This window comes from Algibacter sp. Ld11, from assembly GCF_045066735.1.
GTDB lineage: Bacteria > Bacteroidota > Bacteroidia > Flavobacteriales > Flavobacteriaceae > Algibacter.
In genome coordinates, this window is the sequence record NZ_JBISHH010000024.1 from 757,240 (window position 1) to 775,246 (window position 18,007).

At 34.5% G+C, this 18,007-nt stretch carries 15 protein-coding genes; 11 read left to right on the forward strand and 4 right to left on the reverse strand.

The window, feature by feature from the left end; translation table 11 throughout:
• Positions 1-90: 90 nt before the first annotated feature.
• Positions 91-1,077: a Kelch repeat-containing protein gene (locus ACJJV4_RS13510; protein WP_405295272.1), complete on the reverse strand. Its 987-nt coding sequence runs from the start codon at positions 1,075-1,077 to the stop codon at positions 91-93.
• Positions 1,078-1,325: 248 nt separating this feature from the next.
• Between ACJJV4_RS13510 and ACJJV4_RS13515 the strand changes: the two genes are divergently transcribed.
• Together ACJJV4_RS13515 and ACJJV4_RS13520 are read left to right on the forward strand one after the other, a co-directional pair.
• Entirely contained in the window at positions 1,326-2,627 is a 1,302-nt protein-coding gene (locus ACJJV4_RS13515; RefSeq protein WP_405295274.1) for a DUF4270 family protein, read from the forward strand.
• Complete coding sequence (locus ACJJV4_RS13520) at positions 2,617-3,867, forward strand: hypothetical protein (RefSeq protein WP_405295276.1); 1,251 nt, start codon at positions 2,617-2,619, stop codon at positions 3,865-3,867. The genes ACJJV4_RS13515 and ACJJV4_RS13520 overlap by 11 nt, the downstream gene beginning before the upstream one ends.
• A gap of 87 nt (positions 3,868-3,954) precedes the next feature.
• On the opposite strand, the gene ACJJV4_RS13525 is transcribed toward ACJJV4_RS13520, so the two are convergent.
• Positions 3,955-6,459, reverse strand: a complete 2,505-nt coding sequence (locus ACJJV4_RS13525) for a DUF5686 family protein (protein WP_405295278.1) — start codon at positions 6,457-6,459, stop codon at positions 3,955-3,957.
• Between the two features lie 150 nt (positions 6,460-6,609).
• On the reverse strand, positions 6,610-7,587 hold the full coding sequence (locus ACJJV4_RS13530; protein ID WP_304405693.1) for a pyruvate dehydrogenase complex E1 component subunit beta: 978 nt from the start codon (positions 7,585-7,587) through the stop codon (positions 6,610-6,612).
• Between the two features lie 546 nt (positions 7,588-8,133).
• Between ACJJV4_RS13530 and ACJJV4_RS13535 the strand changes: the two genes are divergently transcribed.
• The 5 genes from ACJJV4_RS13535 to ACJJV4_RS13555 all read left to right on the forward strand — a co-directional run bounded on the left by ACJJV4_RS13535 (position 8,134) and on the right by ACJJV4_RS13555 (position 13,239).
• Complete coding sequence (locus tag ACJJV4_RS13535; RefSeq protein ID WP_405295280.1) at positions 8,134-8,880, forward strand: electron transfer flavoprotein subunit beta/FixA family protein; 747 nt, start codon at positions 8,134-8,136, stop codon at positions 8,878-8,880.
• A 104-nt stretch (positions 8,881-8,984) separates the two neighbouring features.
• Positions 8,985-9,944 (forward strand): electron transfer flavoprotein subunit alpha/FixB family protein, encoded by a 960-nt coding sequence (locus tag ACJJV4_RS13540; protein ID WP_405295282.1) that lies wholly within the window; start codon positions 8,985-8,987, stop codon positions 9,942-9,944.
• Between the two features lie 110 nt (positions 9,945-10,054).
• Complete coding sequence (locus tag ACJJV4_RS13545; RefSeq protein ID WP_405295284.1) at positions 10,055-10,672, forward strand: bifunctional nuclease domain-containing protein; 618 nt, start codon at positions 10,055-10,057, stop codon at positions 10,670-10,672.
• Positions 10,673-10,688: 16 nt separating this feature from the next.
• On the forward strand, positions 10,689-12,224 hold the full coding sequence (locus tag ACJJV4_RS13550; RefSeq protein WP_405295286.1) for a NupC/NupG family nucleoside CNT transporter: 1,536 nt from the start codon (positions 10,689-10,691) through the stop codon (positions 12,222-12,224).
• A 190-nt stretch (positions 12,225-12,414) separates the two neighbouring features.
• A complete protein-coding gene (locus ACJJV4_RS13555; RefSeq protein ID WP_405295288.1) occupies positions 12,415-13,239 on the forward strand; it encodes a thymidylate synthase in 825 nt (274 codons plus the stop codon).
• Positions 13,240-13,317: 78 nt separating this feature from the next.
• Here ACJJV4_RS13555 and ACJJV4_RS13560 read toward each other — a convergent pair whose 3' ends face one another.
• Positions 13,318-13,614, reverse strand: coding sequence for an isoamylase early set domain-containing protein (locus ACJJV4_RS13560; protein WP_405295290.1), 297 nt, complete (start codon positions 13,612-13,614; stop codon positions 13,318-13,320).
• Positions 13,615-13,909: 295 nt separating this feature from the next.
• Here ACJJV4_RS13560 and ACJJV4_RS13565 point away from each other — a divergent pair, with 295 nt between their 5' ends.
• From ACJJV4_RS13565 to lspA, 4 genes are all read left to right on the forward strand, one after another.
• A complete protein-coding gene (locus tag ACJJV4_RS13565) occupies positions 13,910-14,836 on the forward strand; it encodes a dihydrofolate reductase (protein WP_405295292.1) in 927 nt (308 codons plus the stop codon).
• Positions 14,837-14,877: 41 nt separating this feature from the next.
• Positions 14,878-16,434: an NAD(P)/FAD-dependent oxidoreductase gene (locus ACJJV4_RS13570; protein ID WP_405295294.1), complete on the forward strand. Its 1,557-nt coding sequence runs from the start codon at positions 14,878-14,880 to the stop codon at positions 16,432-16,434.
• Positions 16,435-16,538: 104 nt separating this feature from the next.
• Positions 16,539-17,432, forward strand: coding sequence for an ACP S-malonyltransferase (fabD, locus tag ACJJV4_RS13575; RefSeq protein WP_405295296.1), 894 nt, complete (start codon positions 16,539-16,541; stop codon positions 17,430-17,432).
• Positions 17,433-17,945: a signal peptidase II gene (gene lspA, locus ACJJV4_RS13580; protein ID WP_405295298.1), complete on the forward strand. Its 513-nt coding sequence runs from the start codon at positions 17,433-17,435 to the stop codon at positions 17,943-17,945.
• The last annotated feature ends 62 nt before the right edge of the window (positions 17,946-18,007 follow it).

Below are 18,007 nucleotides of genomic sequence, written 5' to 3' on the forward strand. Positions count from 1 at the left end.
TTAACAAGAAAAAACCAAAGTAACCGCTACAAATTAATGCGCATAATTGCTTTGGCTTTTTGTGATTAAAGGATGAAATGGAATATGCTATTAATCTTCATCATCATAGTCATCCTGAGGGAACACTTCGAATGTGTCATCTAAATACAAAGTACCTGTTTTTCCTAAACTTACAAAAGCGCGACTTCCTGTAGAGAAAGCTATAGCATCTTGTCTAGCTGTGGCTTCTAAGTTAGTAATTTCTTCCCAGTCGTCATTAATTGGGTCGTATTCCCAAATAGATGTCATGGCACCACCGTAATAGCCAGTAGCAATATATCCTAAACCATCCATGCTAAAACCTACAGCATTAGATCGTACTACATTATAATCATCATCGTCATCTAAATCAGTTAAGCTAGACCAAACTTCAGTTGTTGGATCAAAAACCCAAAAGTCTGTTTTATAAGCACCATTACTAATACCTGTACCTAAGTAAACTTTACCGTCTATGGTAAACGTCGTGGCATCTCTTCTTTTATCTCCTCCAAAACCAACAAGTTCGCTCCATGTATCCGTTCCTGGGGTATATTTCCAGAAATCTTTTAAATCATTATCACCATCATAACCTGTGCCAACAAAGCCATTACCGTTAATGCCAAAGCTAACAGCTGCACGTCTAACACCACCACCAAAATCTGCTATTTGAGACCAAGAGTTTGCAGAAACATCGTATTTCCAAAAATCGCTTAATTCATCAAGACCATCATAACCAATACCAATATATCCATCACCGTCAATGTTCATTCCAGAAGCCGAACTGCGTGCGCTACCCGGGAAAGTTGCTTTTTGAGACCAATAATTTTCTTCAATGTTATATTGCCAAAAATCATTTAAATAATCGTCGCCATCATATCCGGTACCCATGTATCCTAAATTGTCTATCACAAAACTTGCGGCATTACTTCTTGGAACGCCATCAAAAATTGAGCGCTCTATCCAGTTACCGCGTTCGTCATCATCGTCATCACTACTACAGCTTACAAATAGACCTAAAAAAACGCTTAAACCTAAAAGGATGTTTAGTTTATTTTTCATAATTCGTTATCTCTTCTTTTTATTAATCTTTTGAGCAAAACTATCTGTTAACAATGCGATATAAAAACATAATTGATATTCTCGGGATTAGTCTATACCAACAAGGGTATTTTCCATACCAAACCACATCTATCGTGTTGGTCGTGCAAATAGCGGTTTTGGCATACTAAAACAAGCCCTTTGTATAACTTGTTTCTTTTAAATGAAGTCTTTATTTAGGTTCGCATAAAAAAAGATTTTATATGAATATGAAACAGATATTTTCTGTGATACTACTTTTTCTGAGCATAGCATTTTTTATGGCTTGTGAAGGAGATGATACTGCAGTTCCCGTAGGAGAAGATTGGATTACAGTAGATACCAAAGTCTATTTTATCGATTCTTTGACTGTTAATGCCTCTACCTTTAAGTTCGATTCTATTGCGGTTTCAAATACCAGTAGACTTTTAGTTGGTACTTATACCGATGCGGTTTTTGGGAAAACTACCGCAAAAAGTTATATGCAATTGGCATATCCTTTCTCGAGTATTGATGACGATGCCGTTTACGACTCAATTGCCTTAATTTTAAAGTATGATAACTACTTTTATAATGATACTACGCAAACCCAAACCATTAACGTTTTTAATATTTTAGATGATATTAAAAGTGACGATGATTATTTTTATAATACTACAAATTTTGATGTTAGTGAAACAACTATTGGTTCTAAAACATTTCAAGCTTACCCAATAAAAGAAGATTCGCTTCATATCACTATTAGCGATGTTTTTGGTAAAGAATTATACCAAAGAATACAAGACAATGAAATTACAACTAGTGATGATTTTTTAAATCTTTATAAGGGTATTTTAGTAAAACCAGACGAAAATAATACAAGTGTTTTAGGTTTTGCTACTAGTAGTTTTTTACGATTATATTATTCTGTAGATGATGAGGTTGAGGTTGAAGACAGTGAGACTATTGAGTTCTCTTTAAATAGCACCAACAGTTTTCACAACATTTCTAGTGATTATTCTGGAACTTATTTTGATACATTAGAAAGTGAAGAAACACAACTTTTAAGTACCGATACCGGCGATAATAGCTTTATGCAATCGGGAACTGGTTTAGCGACTCGAATCGATATTCCTTATGTAGAGCGTATTAATGATATTGCAGGAAATGGTAGCATTTTAAATGCGAATTTAAAATTGTCTATAAAACAAAACTCATCTACCGAAAACTTACCTATCCGCGATTCGTTAAGTGTCTTTTTAATCGATAGAAAAGGTGATGTTTATAGTACGCTTACTAATGCAGTAGGAGAAACTGTTTATGGTATTTTAGAAGAAATCGATGAGGAATTTAAAACTTTAACGTATTCCATTCCGGCGACGTACTTTTTAAACTTGAAGTTAGAAGCGGCATACAGTGATAATTTGTATTTAGCTATTTACGGTCAGGGTTTTAACCAATCTGTAGATCGCTATATTTTTAATGGAGAAGGATCTCCAAGCAGTGATTTAAAACTGAAACTAGAATTAACTTATGCCATTTATGAAGATTAAATATATAACACTTTGTGCCGTTTTACTTGTTGTTTCAAGTACAGTTTTAGGGCAGTCTAATGCCTTATCGAGTTCTCCATATTCCCTTTATGGTTTGGGCTTAACAAATGATATTGGTACCGGTAAAATAAATGGTTTAGGTAAATCTGGTATTGCCATGCCATCGAGTACGTTTATAAATAACTCTAATCCGGCATCGTTTGGAGCTATTCCTCAAAATTCGTTTTTTTACGATTTTGGTTTTAAAACTGAAACAAATACTTCTGCGGAAGGAGGAACTTCTAATTCTAATATAATAGCCAATTTTTCTAATATTGGTATAGCCTTTCCTATTAACGAAAAGTCGGGCTTTGCGGCAACATTAATCCCGTTTACAAGCGTGGGCTATACTATTTCTGGAATAGAAAGTTATATTGAAGGCAGTTCTAATTTATTTAGTTCAGCTATTGAAGGTGAAGGTGGAATAAACGATTTAAAACTTAATTATGGTTACGCTTTGACGGAGAATTTTAGGTTGGGTATTACGGCGTCTGCGCTTTTTGGAAAAATCACGGAGACAGAAACCAATTATATTTTTGCCGATAGTTATAGTTCCATTTTAATAGAGGAAGATAGTCGTTATTCAGGATTGCGTTTAGGGGCAGGTTTTCAATACGATATCGTGAATAATCTCTCCGTTGGTGGGGTGGTTAATTTACCTGCAACCCTAAGCGGGGATAAAATTGGAACAACTACCATCTCCACCGACGTTACCGCCGAAGTTTATGAAACCGATTCTACTATTGATGATTTTAAACTTCCCTTAGAGTTTGGCTTTGGTTTACAAACTACCCTTAAACAAGCTTTTACGATAAGTTTAGATTACAAGAAAAGTTTTTGGGATGATACCAATCAATCCGATCAAATAGGAACTTTTGTAGATCAGAATTTCTTTGGAGCCGGTGTGCAATTTAAAAGTACTAGAAATCAATTAAAGTTTTTTAATAGGTTGGAGTACCGCGCAGGGTTTAATTATGATAACGGAAATATAGAAATAGATAATACCAGAATCAGTAATTCTGCATTAAATCTTGGTATAGGTATTCCTTTAAAACGTGATACAAGTTCTATGATTAACTTTAGTTATTCTTATGGAAATAAAGGGACAATATCCAATGGGTTAATAAAAGAGAATTATCATCTGTTTTCTATAAACCTGAGTTTAGAAGGGCTTTGGTTTCAGAAACGTAAAATTTACTAAAAAGATAAAATTGTAAATTAAGCTTAGCGTAAACAAAAAAAGCACAAAGACAATTGTTGTCTTTGTGCTTTTTTGTTTTGAATAACTTTAAAAGTTAAACCCAAAACTACCTGTAACTCCAAATTTACGAGCGTCTGGGTAATCTATTTCATTTAAGTAGTTTCCTCTAAAATTAAAGTCTATTCTAAATACTTTAAAAATGTTACCAATTCCAAAACCATATTCATAATAAGGCTTTTTAGATGGCGCAGCTAGGGGAATACTATTTGGTAGCCCTGTATTACTCAATGCTAGGTTTTCATCAGATAGCTCGCCTATAACACCTCTAAAACTCACAATCTCTCTTAAATTTAATTTGCGTAAAAATGGGATTCTAGAAAACAAACGGCCATTAAAATTATGCTCTAAATGTACAGAACCATAAGTGTCTGAAACGAACTCATAAAAATCTAGTTGAGAAAAGGTGTTGTATATTGAGAAATACGATTGGTTTCCGGGAATAACACTTAGTAAACCAAGTGGAACTTCACCTAACGTTTTACCAGCTTCTACGGTTGTGGTTAAGCGACCGAAACCTCCAATTTGCCATGGCTGAATATACGAAAATTGAAGTTTAGTGTAGTTAAAATCACCATCGAATATAGCTTTATCTCCTCTCGATATTTGGGCAAAAATACGGGCATAATCATCGTTAGCATTTTGACGTTCTACTCCAAAGCCTGTCATTTTACGTTTTGGAAAATAAGATAGAGATAAGGAAGATTCAAATTGTTTAATTTCCGATTCTAAACCATCCGGCGTATTATAGTCTAAACTAAAAGTTGGTGATGCAGATTCTAAGGTGCGATAATTACCGCCTAATCTAAAAATAACATTGCGCCATGGCTCGGCTTCAATAGCTAAACTAGTTAAGTTTATAGAGGTTAGCTTATCATTTGTGCTTGTACCAACTACAGACGATGATGCTAGGCTTCGCCCTAAAACATCCGAACTCGTGGTTAAACTAGCTCCAATTTGTTCTACATCTCTACGGTTTCCTCCAGAGATAATTAATCGACTCTTTTTATCAACCAACCATTTTCCAGAAATACCATATTTAAATTTATCATCTTTAAAACCATAAGCCATAAAACCTTCTAAACGCCATAAGTCATTTTTTCCAAAATACGTTCTACCGCCGGCACGCAAGCGTAAGCCTTCAACTTCGTTAAACCCGAAGGTTGAGAAAATAGGTCCGTAATCTAAGGGTAAGGAATTAAATTCAATATAACCAGAGGTTAAAATGCTTCCTAAATTGTAGAGGCGTTTAAACTTCTTAACTGTTTTTAAAGTATCAAGCATTTTGTAAACACCTTGCTCATCTTTGTTTAAGGTTTCTAAGCGGTTTTCCGCCCAAAAGGTATCGTCACGATCGTAAACATCTTTATCGTAATTATACACTTCAACGTCGTAGAATTTTTTATCCTTTTCTACGTCAAATATGTAATTGTTATACAAAGAGGTTCTTTTTCCGTAAACGCCACGAGATTTTTCTTTTTTACTAAACGCGAAATCACTCATCATGTAATCGCGTTTTACTAAAAATAGTGAATCGTTTAGTACTTCAAACTCTTGTTCAATGTAAATGTCTTTTACCCAGTTTATATTCGCGCTTTTTGAAGCTTGTAAATTAATTTCTTTAATAGCATAGGTGGTATCAGCAACCCAAAAATCACCTTTGAAAGTCAGTTCGTTTTTACGGCGCGGGTAGTAAATAATGTTGTAGCACCATTTGTTATCTATAAAAGAACTATCGGATAACACATAGTTGTATGTGTTTATTCCTGTTTTTGATAATGGACTAACAAAGCTTTTATCGAAGAACTTTAAATAATTATCATAGACGTTAAAATCGTTATATAGATCGTCTACAAAGTCAATAATCATCTGGTTATCGCTAAAGCCTGAGTTTTTATTTCCTTTTAAATCTTCTTTTTCTTTATTTAAAATATTGTCGCCGTAAACGGTAGAAACGGCTTCGTTTATAAACATGGGTAAATAGGTTTTACCAGTAACATTAGAAGTGTCTACTTGGTCGAAAACAAATTCCATACCTCTAAATAGTTTACTCTTTATAAGTGCACTATCTATGGTATTGATGTCGAATTCTACTTTTTCGTATTTGTCGTACTTATATTGTTTAAATTGCTTTAGCCCATTACTTCTTTTGTTTTCCCATATTTTTCGAAGTAAATCTATCGCAGGGTTATTTTTTTTAGATTGTTTTCCTGTAACAATTAATACTTGGTCTAGGGCAGAGGCTTCTTCTTTTAAGGTAAAGCTTAAATCGTAATTAACTTTTTTTGTTAAAGGTACATCTAGAGTTTCATATCCTATAAAGGATACAATAAGGTTACTCCATGTTTCGTCGGATTCTAAATAGAATTTACCGTTTTCATCTGTTATTGTTCCTTGGGTTGAACCTTTAAATAATACGTTTGCAAAAGATACGGGCTGTTTATATTCATCAATAATATAACCGCTTACTTTAGTTTGTGCTACAATTGAAAGGAATCCAAAAAAGAAAAATATTAAAACTAATTTTATTTTCATTCGGGGCATTTAATATGTTTTAAGAAAGGAAGCTAATAGTCTGTTTATAACAGTTTTCCTTTCATAAAAGCGAATAGGTTATTTTATTATACCAAAAAACTTCATCAACAATTGTGCTAATGAAGTTTTTATAACGTAAAATATGTGTTTTTATTTGTATAAAACCTTTTTTACAGCTTTAATAACCTCGTCTTTGTTCGGTAACCACTCTTCTAAAAGAACGGGAGAATAAGGCGCAGGTGTATCGGCCGTATTGATTTTAATAATTGGTGCGTCTAAATAATCAAAAGCTTCACTTTGTACTAAATAAGTAATTTCTGTAGCAACACTTCCAAAAGGCCACGCTTCTTCTAAAATTACTAATCTGTTAGTTTTCTTAACCGATTCTACAATAGCTTTTCTATCCATCGGACGCACTGTACGTAAATCGATAATTTCGCAAGAAATACCTTCTTTCTCTAATTCGTCTGCAGCTTTGTAAGCTTCTTTAATAATTTTTCCGAAAGATACGATAGTAACATCTGTACCTTCACGTTTAATTTCGGCAACACCTAGAGGAATAATGTATTCACCTTCTGGCACTTCACCTTTATCTCCATACATTTGCTCACTTTCCATGAAAATAACCGGATCGTCATCACGAATAGAAGCTTTTAAAAGTCCTTTTGCATCATAAGGATTAGATGGAACAACAACTTTTAAACCTGGAGTATTAGCAAACCAGTTTTCAAAAGCTTGTGAGTGTGTTGCTCCTAATTGTCCAGCAGAACCTGTTGGTCCACGAAAAACAATAGGGCAGTTAAATTGCCCACCAGACATTTGTCTGATTTTTGCAGCGTTATTAATAATTTGATCAATTCCAACTAAAGAGAAGTTGAATGTCATGTATTCCACAATCGGGCGGTTACCTGTCATGGTAGAACCAATTGCTATACCTGCAAAACCAAGCTCTGCAATTGGCGTATCAATAACACGCTTTGCTCCAAACTCATCTAGCATTCCTTTAGATGCTTTGTAAGCACCATTATATTCTGCTACTTCTTCACCCATTAAGTAAATACTTTCATCGCGACGCATTTCTTCGCTCATGGCTTCACAAATAGCTTCTCTAAATTGAATTGTCTTCATTCTATCTATTTTAAATCAAGTTGCTAAATTAAAAATTTTATACGAGAAAAATATGCTTTTTTACACTTTGATTTATGTAAATTTTCATGTCTTAGGTAAGTACGACGTTTTTTTATCAAATTAATAGTAGAAATTCCATTTTGGGAGAAACTCAAGAATAAAAAAAGTGGTTTCTTAGCTATTTAGTAATTTTAGTAGCTTTAGTTGCTCTTCAAATGTTAGACACGGATGATTGAATTTGAATTGTTGAAAGATTGTTTTTTATTGCAATTAGTAGCTTTTGTACTACTTTATAAGTCAATTGCTTAGTCAGGCCATGTATTAAGTTGAATCTTTTTTTGGCGTTAAAAAGTTGAAGCGATAAGTTGCTGAAGAGGCTTATTTTACTCGTTTTTTGAGAGATTTATTTTTCTATATACGTATATATAATGGGTGATATTTAGTAAATAAAAACAAAAATTTATTATGCATGCATAGTATTTTTAGAAATAAAATAATTAACTTCGTAAACTCAAACAAACATATTCTTACTAAATAGCGATTATTATGAAAATATTAGTGTGCATTAGCCACGTTCCCGATACCACTTCTAAGATTAATTTTACAGAAGATAATACGAAGTTTGATGCCAATGGCGTTCAATTTGTTATAAATCCTTACGATGAATTTGGCTTAACACGTGCCATGTGGTTTAAGGAAAAACAAGGTGCAAGTGTAGATGTTGTAAACGTTGGTGGCCCAGAAACCGAGCCTACCTTACGTAAAGCACTAGCTATTGGAGCAGATGCTGCAATACGCGTAAATACAATGGCTACCGATGCTTTTTCTGTAGCGAAACAATTGGCCAGTATTGTTAGCAACGGTGGTTACGATTTAGTTATTGCTGGTCGTGAATCTATCGATTACAATGGCGGTATGGTACCTGGTATGCTTGCGGCTTTAACTGGGGCTAATTTTGTAAACAGTTGCATTGGTCTAGAAATAGAAGGTACAAATGCTACTGCGGTTAGAGAAATCGATGGTGGTAAAGAAACCGTTTCTACAAGCTTACCATTAATAATTGGTGGACAAAAAGGATTGGTAGAAGAAAGTGATTTACGTATTCCAAATATGCGTGGTATTATGATGGCTCGTAAAAAAACATTAACCGTAGCAGAACCTGTAGAAGCTTCAGATGAAACACAATCCGTTTCTTTTGAAAAACCAGCTCCAAAAGGCGCCGTTACTTTGGTTTCTCCAGATAATTTAGACGAGTTGGTAAGCTTACTTCATAATGAAGCTAAGGTTATTTAGAGAAAAGGATTTAGTCTGAGTTTAATTTCAGAGTCTTTTCAAGTTTACAAAATCATTAATGAGATTTTCACTTCCGTGGAAATTAAAAAAACAAAGAATATATTATGTCAGTTTTAGTATATACAGAATCAGAACAAGGTCACTTTAAAAAAGCAGCGTTAGAAGTTGCTTCTTATGCAAAAGCCGTTGCAGACCAATTAGGCACAACTGTTACAGCTATTAGTGTAAATGCCGCAGATACATCTGTTTTAGGGAATTACGGAGTAGATAAAGTGTTACATGTTAATAATGATAAATTAAATAGTTTTAATGCCAATGCTTATGCAGATGTTATAAAGCAAGCAGCCGAAAAGGAAAGCGCTAAGGTTATTATTATCAGCTCTAGTGCCGATAGTAAATATTTAGCGCCACTTTTAGCAGTTGGTTTAAATGCAGGCTACGCTTCTAATGTTGTAGCAGCACCATCTAGCACAAGTCCGTTTACTGTTAAACGCCCAGCTTTTACAAATAAAGCTTTCGAAAACACGCAAATAAACACCGAAGTTAAAATTATTGGAGTTTCTAATAATGCATTTGGATTAGTAGAAAATAGTGCTAGCGCTTCCGCGGAAGATTTTTCGCCAGCCATTCCCGAATTTGCTGTAAACGTTGTGTCTGTAGATAAAGCCACAGATAAGGTAACTATTGCAGATGCAGAAATTGTAGTCTCTGGTGGTCGTGGATTAAAAGGTCCTGAAAACTGGGGAATGATTGAAGAATTGGCGGATGTTTTAGGGGCAGCAACAGCTTGCTCTAAACCAGTGTCAGATTTAGGGTGGAGACCACACAGTGAACACGTGGGGCAAACAGGAAAACCTGTAGCATCTAATCTGTATATCGCTATCGGAATCTCTGGAGCTATTCAACATTTAGCAGGCATTAACGCCTCTAAAGTTAAGGTTGTTGTTAATACAGATCCAGAAGCACCGTTTTTTAAAGCGGCGGATTATGGAGTGGTTGGAGATGCTTTTCAAGTTATTCCAGAACTCATCGAGAAATTAAAAGCTTTTAAAGCGCAACAATAAATTATTTTTTTTTAAATTGTAATGTTATTCAGAACTGATTAAATTAGAATTTATCCATCATGCAGTTGGTAAAGTCCTAATTTAAACAGTTCTTTGCGTTTTTATTAATTATGAGTTTAGTAAGATTAAACATAAAGGGAATTTCCTATAGTCAAACCCAAAATGGTGCGTATGCATTAATTTTAAATGAAGTAGATGGCGATCGCAAACTCCCTATAGTTATTGGAGCTTTCGAGGCGCAATCTATAGCTATTGCTTTAGAGAAAGAAATTAGTCCTCCAAGACCTTTAACACATGATTTGTTTAAAAATTTTGCAGACCGTTTCGATATTGTTGTAAAACAAGTTATCATTCATAAGCTTGTAGATGGCGTTTTTTATTCAAGTTTAATTTGCGAACGCGATAAAATTGAAGAAATTATAGATGCCAGAACCAGTGATGCTATTGCCTTAGCGCTTCGTTTTCAAGCCCCTATTTTTACGTTTAAAAACATTCTTGATAAAGCAGGTATTTACTTAAAAGTGAATCCTAAAAAAGAAGATGAAGAAACGGAAGACAATATTTTGATGGATGAATTGGTTGCAAATGAACTAGAGCCTCAAGAGCCTGGTGAAAACTACAAAGCAAAATCTATCGAAGAACTTCACAATTTATTAGAAGAAGCCGTTTCGAATGAAGATTATGAAAAGGCAGCACATATTCGTGATGAAATTTCCAAAAGAGAATAATACCTAAGTCTATAATATGAGAAAGTTGTTTTTGATTACTGTTGCTTTTTTTTTAGTTTTAACTACAACACTAACGGCACAGGATGTAAACGAAACAATAACTGCTGAAATAAGCCAAACTGCAGATTCTGTTAGCGTGGCTATGCCAGATTCAGTGGTGGTTACCACATCAGAATTAAGTAAAGAACAAGTTTCCAAACCTATACGAACAGAACCGCAAGTAGCGACTTCAACTATAATACCGAGCCAAGGATTTACTTTAAATAGTTTATGGCGTGGCATTCTAGGGATGATTACGCTAATTTTTGTTGCTTTTCTTTTTAGTAGTAACAGAAAGGCTATAGATTGGAAAATTGTTGTTGTCGGTTTAGCTTTTCAACTTTTAATTGCTATTGGTGTTTTAAAAGTAGAATTCATAAAAACTATTTTTGAATTTATTGGAGGCTTATTTGTAAACGTACTCGATTTTACAAGAGCTGGAAGTAAGTTTCTTTTTGAAGGTTTAGTGGTGGATATGGATACTTTTGGATTCATTTTCGCGTTCCAAGTGCTACCAACTATTATATTCTTTTCTGCATTAACATCTGTTTTATTTTATTTAGGTATCATTCAGCGCGTCGTAAAGGCTATGGCTTGGTTGCTTTCTAAAACATTAAAAATTTCGGGAGCCGAAAGTTTAAGTGTGGCAGGAAATATCTTTTTAGGTCAAACCGAAGCGCCACTTTTAATTAAGGCGTATTTGGAGAAAATGAATAAATCTGAAATGCTATTGGTAATGATTGGTGGTATGGCAACCGTTGCAGGGGCTGTATTGGCTGCATACATTGGCTTTTTAGGTGGTGATGATGCTGAGTTAAGGTTGTTTTACGCAAAGCACTTGTTAGCGGCATCTGTTATGGCAGCACCGGGCGCTATTGTAATTTCAAAAATATTATTTCCTCAAACGGAAGAAGTAAATACCGATGTTTCTGTTTCTCAAGAAAAAATAGGGTCTAACTTTTTGGATGCTATTGCAAATGGAACTACTGAAGGTTTAAAATTAGCCGTTAACGTTGGTGCCATGCTATTAGTGTTTGTGGCGTTTATAGCTATGTTTAATGGTATTCTTGGCTGGGTTGGAGATGTAACATCTGTAAACAGTTGGATTGCTAGTAACACATCATACGCTAAACTATCTATCGAACTTATTTTAGGTTATGCCTTTGCGCCGCTTATGTGGCTTATTGGTGTGGCTAAAGAAGATATGGCTTTAATGGGGCAGCTTTTAGGTATTAAATTGGCTGCTAGTGAATTTATTGGATACATACAATTACGTGATTTAAAAAATGCGGCAAATGCTACGCATTTAAGTTACGAGAAATCGATAATCATGGCAACCTACATGCTTTGTGGTTTTGCTAATTTTGCTTCTATAGGTATCCAAATTGGTGGTATTGGTTCTCTTGCTCCGGGGCAACGTAAAACCTTATCTAAATTTGGTATGAAAGCGCTTATTGGTGGTACTATTGCCTCTTTAATTTCAGCAACTATTGCAGGAATGATTATTGGGTAAATAAGTTGATTTGGACATTTCCTTGAAATGGAACGCTATCTGTTTAGTTAATAACTTTATAATAATTTCTTAAATCGAAATAATCCTCATTTTCAACAATTTGATTAATTTCGTCTGCGCTCAAATTACATTGTAGTTTGCTCTTATTTATTAATTTATAAGTTTCCACTGCCGTGGAAAATTTACATATATGAAACAATATCACGACTTAGTAAAACACGTTTTAGAAAACGGAAATGAAAAAGGAGACCGTACCGGTACCGGTACAAAAAGTGTTTTTGGATACCAAATGCGCTTCGATTTAAGTGAAGGTTTTCCAATGGTGACTACCAAGAAACTACATTTAAAATCTATAATTTATGAGCTGCTTTGGTTTTTAAAGGGGGATACCAATACTAAATATTTAACTGAAAACGGTGTGCGTATTTGGAATGAATGGGCCGACGAAAATGGTGATCTTGGTCCTGTTTATGGCCATCAATGGCGTAATTGGAATAGTGATGAAATAGATCAAATTAAAGAAGTAATTCATAGTTTAAAAACAAACCCGAATAGTCGGAGAATGTTGGTTTCCGCATGGAATCCATCTGTTTTGCCTGATAATTCAAAGTCGTTTAGCGAAAATGTAGCGAACGGAAAAGCTGCGTTACCTCCGTGCCACGCGTTTTTTCAATTCTATGTAGCTAATGGTAAATTGTCGTGCCAATTGTATCAGCGTAGTGCCGATATATTTTTAGGTGTGCCGTTTAATATTGCTTCGTATGCATTATTCACCATGATGATGGCTCAGGTATGTGGTTACGAGGCTGGAGAATTTATTCACACTTTTGGAGATGCGCATATTTACAGTAATCATTACGAGCAATTAGAGTTGCAGTTATCTAGAGATATTCGTCCGTTACCAATAATGAAAATGAATCCAGAAATTAAAGATATTTTCGATTTCGATTTTAGTGATTTCACTTTAGAAGATTATAATCCCCATCCACATATTAAAGGTAAAGTTGCTATCTAAAATGTGTAAAGTATAAAGTATAAAAAAGGGCTTCTAAAATATTAGAAGCCCTTTTTTATAAAAAATATTGTTATGTTATTAAACACTAACAACGCTGTTCTCAGCAGAAGCGAATTCACTCCAAACATAAGAGTCTGCAGCAGCATCATTGACGTAATCTCCGTCAACTATATATTTGAATTCATACGAATTCTCAGCATCTAAATCAACAGTGCCTTTAAATGTTCCGTTCTTTAGTTTTTTTAACGGGGTTGCTTTTTCATTCCATTCATTAAAGCTTCCAACAACAGAAACTTTTTTTGCTTCCTCAGCTTCTAAAGTAAAAGTTACTTTACAAACTGGTTTGCTTTTTAAATATTGTTTTTTAATAGCCATAGTAAAATATGTTGTTTATGATACAAATTTATAAAAGTTTATTATACTCATTATCATTTAGATGCCTTAACATCAAAAAATTATCAATTTAATAATATGCGTTCTCCTAAATTCACGGTAAATAATAAATTAAGCGTAAATTTTGTAGAATTAGCAATGTAAAAACACTCTTTTTAGCTGATTTTCAAACAGTTTTGAGGTTTTAAAAGCTAACGTCTCTCTAAAATACAACAAATTAAATAAACTTCGGCATATCATTAAAATGTTATAACTTTACATCTATTATTTTTACATCATGTTCGGAAAAAAAACACCCACTCCACAAATAGATAAAGACCAATTAGAGCTTATAGAAAATGCTCAAAAACGCATTAGACAAAAGAAAGGATTATATATTCATTTTGTTATATTTCTTATTGGAGCCGTTTTTTTAATTATTGCTAACACGGTTTTGGGTATTGGAAAAGAGATTACTTTTTTTGGTAAAGAGTGGTTTTTGTATGCCATTTTAGCTTGGTCTTTTTTCTTTATATATCACTTATTTAATGTGTTTGTTACTCATAAATTTATGGGTAAAGTTTGGGAAAAACAACAATTGGAAAAACTTGTAGCGAAACAACAAGCGCGTATTGAGGCTTTAAAAAGTAATTTGGGTAAAGAAGAAAAACATATAATTAATAGTGAGGTTTTTAAGAGTGAGCAAAAAGTAAAAGAAACTTTAAGTAGAGCTAAGCAAGAACTCACTATTATCGTCGCTGCCGCGGAAAATGATGCTATTGGAAAAGGGAATAAACTTATTTGGCATTTAAGTGACGATTTAAAGCGATTTAAAAGTCTAACCAATGGTCATCACATTATTATGGGGCGTAAAACATTTGAGAGTTTTCCAAAACCCTTACCAAACCGTACACATGTTGTAATTACTAGACAGAGCGATTATAAAGTTCCAGAAGGCGTAATACTAGTTAATAGTTTGGAGGAAGCTATAGACGCCTCTAAAAGTGATGCTCAGCCTTATATTATTGGTGGAGGCGAAATATATAAACAAGCCATGGAGGTAGCCGATAAAATTGAGCTTACTCGTGTACACGAAAGCTTTGATGCAGATACATTTTTTCCAACGGTAGATACTTCAGTCTGGAAAGAAACGGCGCATAAATTTCATAACAAAGATGATAAGCATGATTATGAATTTACGTTTTTAACTTACGAGAGAAAATAGTAAAACAAATTTGTTTATCCCTTTAGAGAACGTCAATATTTATGGTGAAAGAAATTCAACTTCGTATTACATTAAAAGAAGAAGAGCGTAGTGATATTCTAGTTTTGGAGTCTGCTTTAAAATTAGAGATAGATCGTGAAGATATTACCGGAGTAAAGATTTTACGAAAGTCTATCGATGCGCGAAAGGCGAAGATAATGTTGAATTATAAGGTCGCTGTTTATATTCGAGAAGCGTTACCAAAAACCTCCGATTACACCTTTAATTATCAAGATGTGTCTAAAGGGAAGCCGGTACATATTATTGGTTTTGGTCCTGCAGGTATGTATGCTGCTTTGCGCTGTATAGAATTGGGTTTTAAACCTATTGTTTTAGAGCGTGGTAAAAATGTAAAAGATCGCCGTCGCGATTTAAAAGCCATTAATCAAGATCATTTTGTGAACGAAGATTCTAACTATTGCTTTGGTGAAGGTGGAGCAGGAACTTATAGTGATGGTAAGCTTTACACCCGAAGTTTAAAGCGTGGCGATGTTCGCCGTATTTTTGAGAACCTTGTTTTTCATGGCGCAACCGATCAGATTTTGGTCGATGCACACCCGCATATAGGTACAAATAAATTACCCAAAGTTGTTCAAAATATACGGGAAACTATATTAAATTATGGTGGCGAAGTGCATTTTGAAACACGTGTTACCGATTTCGTTATTAAAGAAAATAATATAACGGCTATTCAGCTTTTAAATAAAGAGGAAATGTCTGTTGATAAGGTTATTTTGGCAACAGGACATTCAGCAAGAGATATTTTTTATTTGCTAGATAAAAAAGATATAGCTTTAGAAGCGAAATCTTTTGCTATGGGTGTTCGCGTAGAGCATCCGCAGAGTATTATAGACTCTATACAATATCATTGTTCTGGACCACGTCACGAGCTTTTACCAGCCGCATCTTATGGTTTGGTGCAACAAGTTAACGAGCGCGGTGTTTATTCCTTTTGTATGTGTCCTGGTGGATTTATAGTGCCGGCTGCAACTGCAAATGGTGAAGTTGTAGTTAATGGTATGTCGCCTTCTAAGCGTAATAATCTATATGCCAATTCTGGTATTGTAGTAGAAATAGATGTGCATAGAGATTTACCTAAATATGAACAATTTGGTGCATTAAAAGGTTTAGAATATCAGAAGAATTTGGAGCGTTTGGCCTTTACAGCAGGAGGAAGAAGCCAAGTGGCACCAGCCCAACGTTTAACCGATTTTGTTGAAGGTAAATTGTCGTCAAGCTTAAATGCAACATCATATCAGCCAGGTTTAAATTCGGCACCTTTACATTCACTTTTACCAAAACTAATAGGAAGTAGATTGCGAAAAGGATTTCAAGCGTTTGGACAAAAAATGAATGGCTATTACACCGAAGAAGCCAACGTGGTTGGGGTAGAATCTAGAACATCGTCTCCAGTTTCTATTCCTCGAAAAGAAAATTTGGCGCATCCTCAAATTTTGAATTTATTTCCTTGTGGAGAGGGTGGAGGTTATGCAGGCGGTATTGTTTCAGCAGCTATGGATGGAGAACGTTGTGCAGAAGCAGCAACGCATAATTTATAGCTTAGTAAATATCTTCTTTTTTAATGTAAACCCCGCTAAAATGATTAAAACTATAGATAATAGTTAATAATTGTTATTTTTGCAACTCTAAAAATTAACCAATTATGAACGCATATATTTTTCCAGGCCAAGGCGCACAATTTTCAGGAATGGGTTTAGACCTTTATGAAAACTCACCTTTAGCACAAAGTTTATTCGAAAAAGCTAATGATATTTTAGGTTTCCATATTACCGACATTATGTTTGAAGGTACACCAGAAGCTTTAAAAGAAACAAAGGTTACACAACCGGCTATATTTTTACACTCAGTTATTTTAGCAAAAACTTTAGGGGAAAGCTTTAAGCCAGATATGGTAGCGGGACATTCTTTAGGTGAATTTTCAGCATTAGTAGCTAGTGGAGCATTAACTTTTGAAGACGGATTAAAGCTGGTTTCGCAACGGGCTATTGCTATGCAAAAAGCTTGCGAGTTGCAACCAAGTACAATGGCTGCCGTTTTAGGTTTAGAAGATGCTGTAGTAGAACAAGTGTGTGAATCTATAGATGGTGTTGTTGTTGCTGCAAATTACAACTGCCCAGGACAGTTAGTAATCTCTGGAGAGGTAGAAGCCATAAATAAAGCTTGTGAGGCTTTAAAAGACGCCGGAGCACGTCGTGCTCTAGTTTTACCCGTTGGTGGCGCATTTCACTCACCAATGATGGAGCCTGCTCGTGAAGAGTTAGCCGCAGCTATTGAAAACACTACATTTAGTAAGCCAAATTGCCCAATTTATCAAAACGTAACAGCAAGCGCAGTTACGGATGAGGCGGAAATAAAAGCAAATTTAATTTCTCAGCTTACAGCTCCTGTACGTTGGACACAATCTGTGCAACAAATGATAAATGATGGTGCTACCTTGTTTACAGAAGTTGGTCCAGGTAAAGTGTTACAAGGTCTAGTTAAAAAAATAAATAGAGCTTCGGAAACGGCTTCTGCAACGTTAGATACAAATAGCTAGATGAAACTTACAAAACGCTCCATTTACATTATTCTAGTTATTGTTTTAACCATCGCTGTCGATCAAATCTCTAAGATATGGGTTAGAAATAGTATTATTGGTCGTACAGACATTCATCCAGGAGAACGTATTTCTCTTATTGGAGATGCTTTTATTTTAATGAATGTTGAAAATACTGGTGCCTTTTTAGGTATGGGTAGCGATTTGAACCCAACCTTAAGAATCATTTTATTATTGATTTTACCCATTGTTGTTTTAGCTTTTGTTTTACGTCATATTTTAAAAGATACTAGTTTGGATAATTGGTCGCTTTTTGCTTTTGCAAGTATTATAGGTGGCGGTATTGCTAATGTATACGATCGTGTAGTTTATGGCTCTGTGACCGATTTCTTTTTTATAGATTTAGGTGGTGTTTTTAGAACAGGTGTTTTTAATATGGCCGATTTGTCAGTTACAACTGGAATGATTATTTTGGTTTTTATGAGTTTTAAAAAGAAGAAAGAGGTTAATTAAATATGACTACAGTTCTAAGGTAGAATCTGCTTTACCTTAAAATAATAATTTTTAAAAGTTAG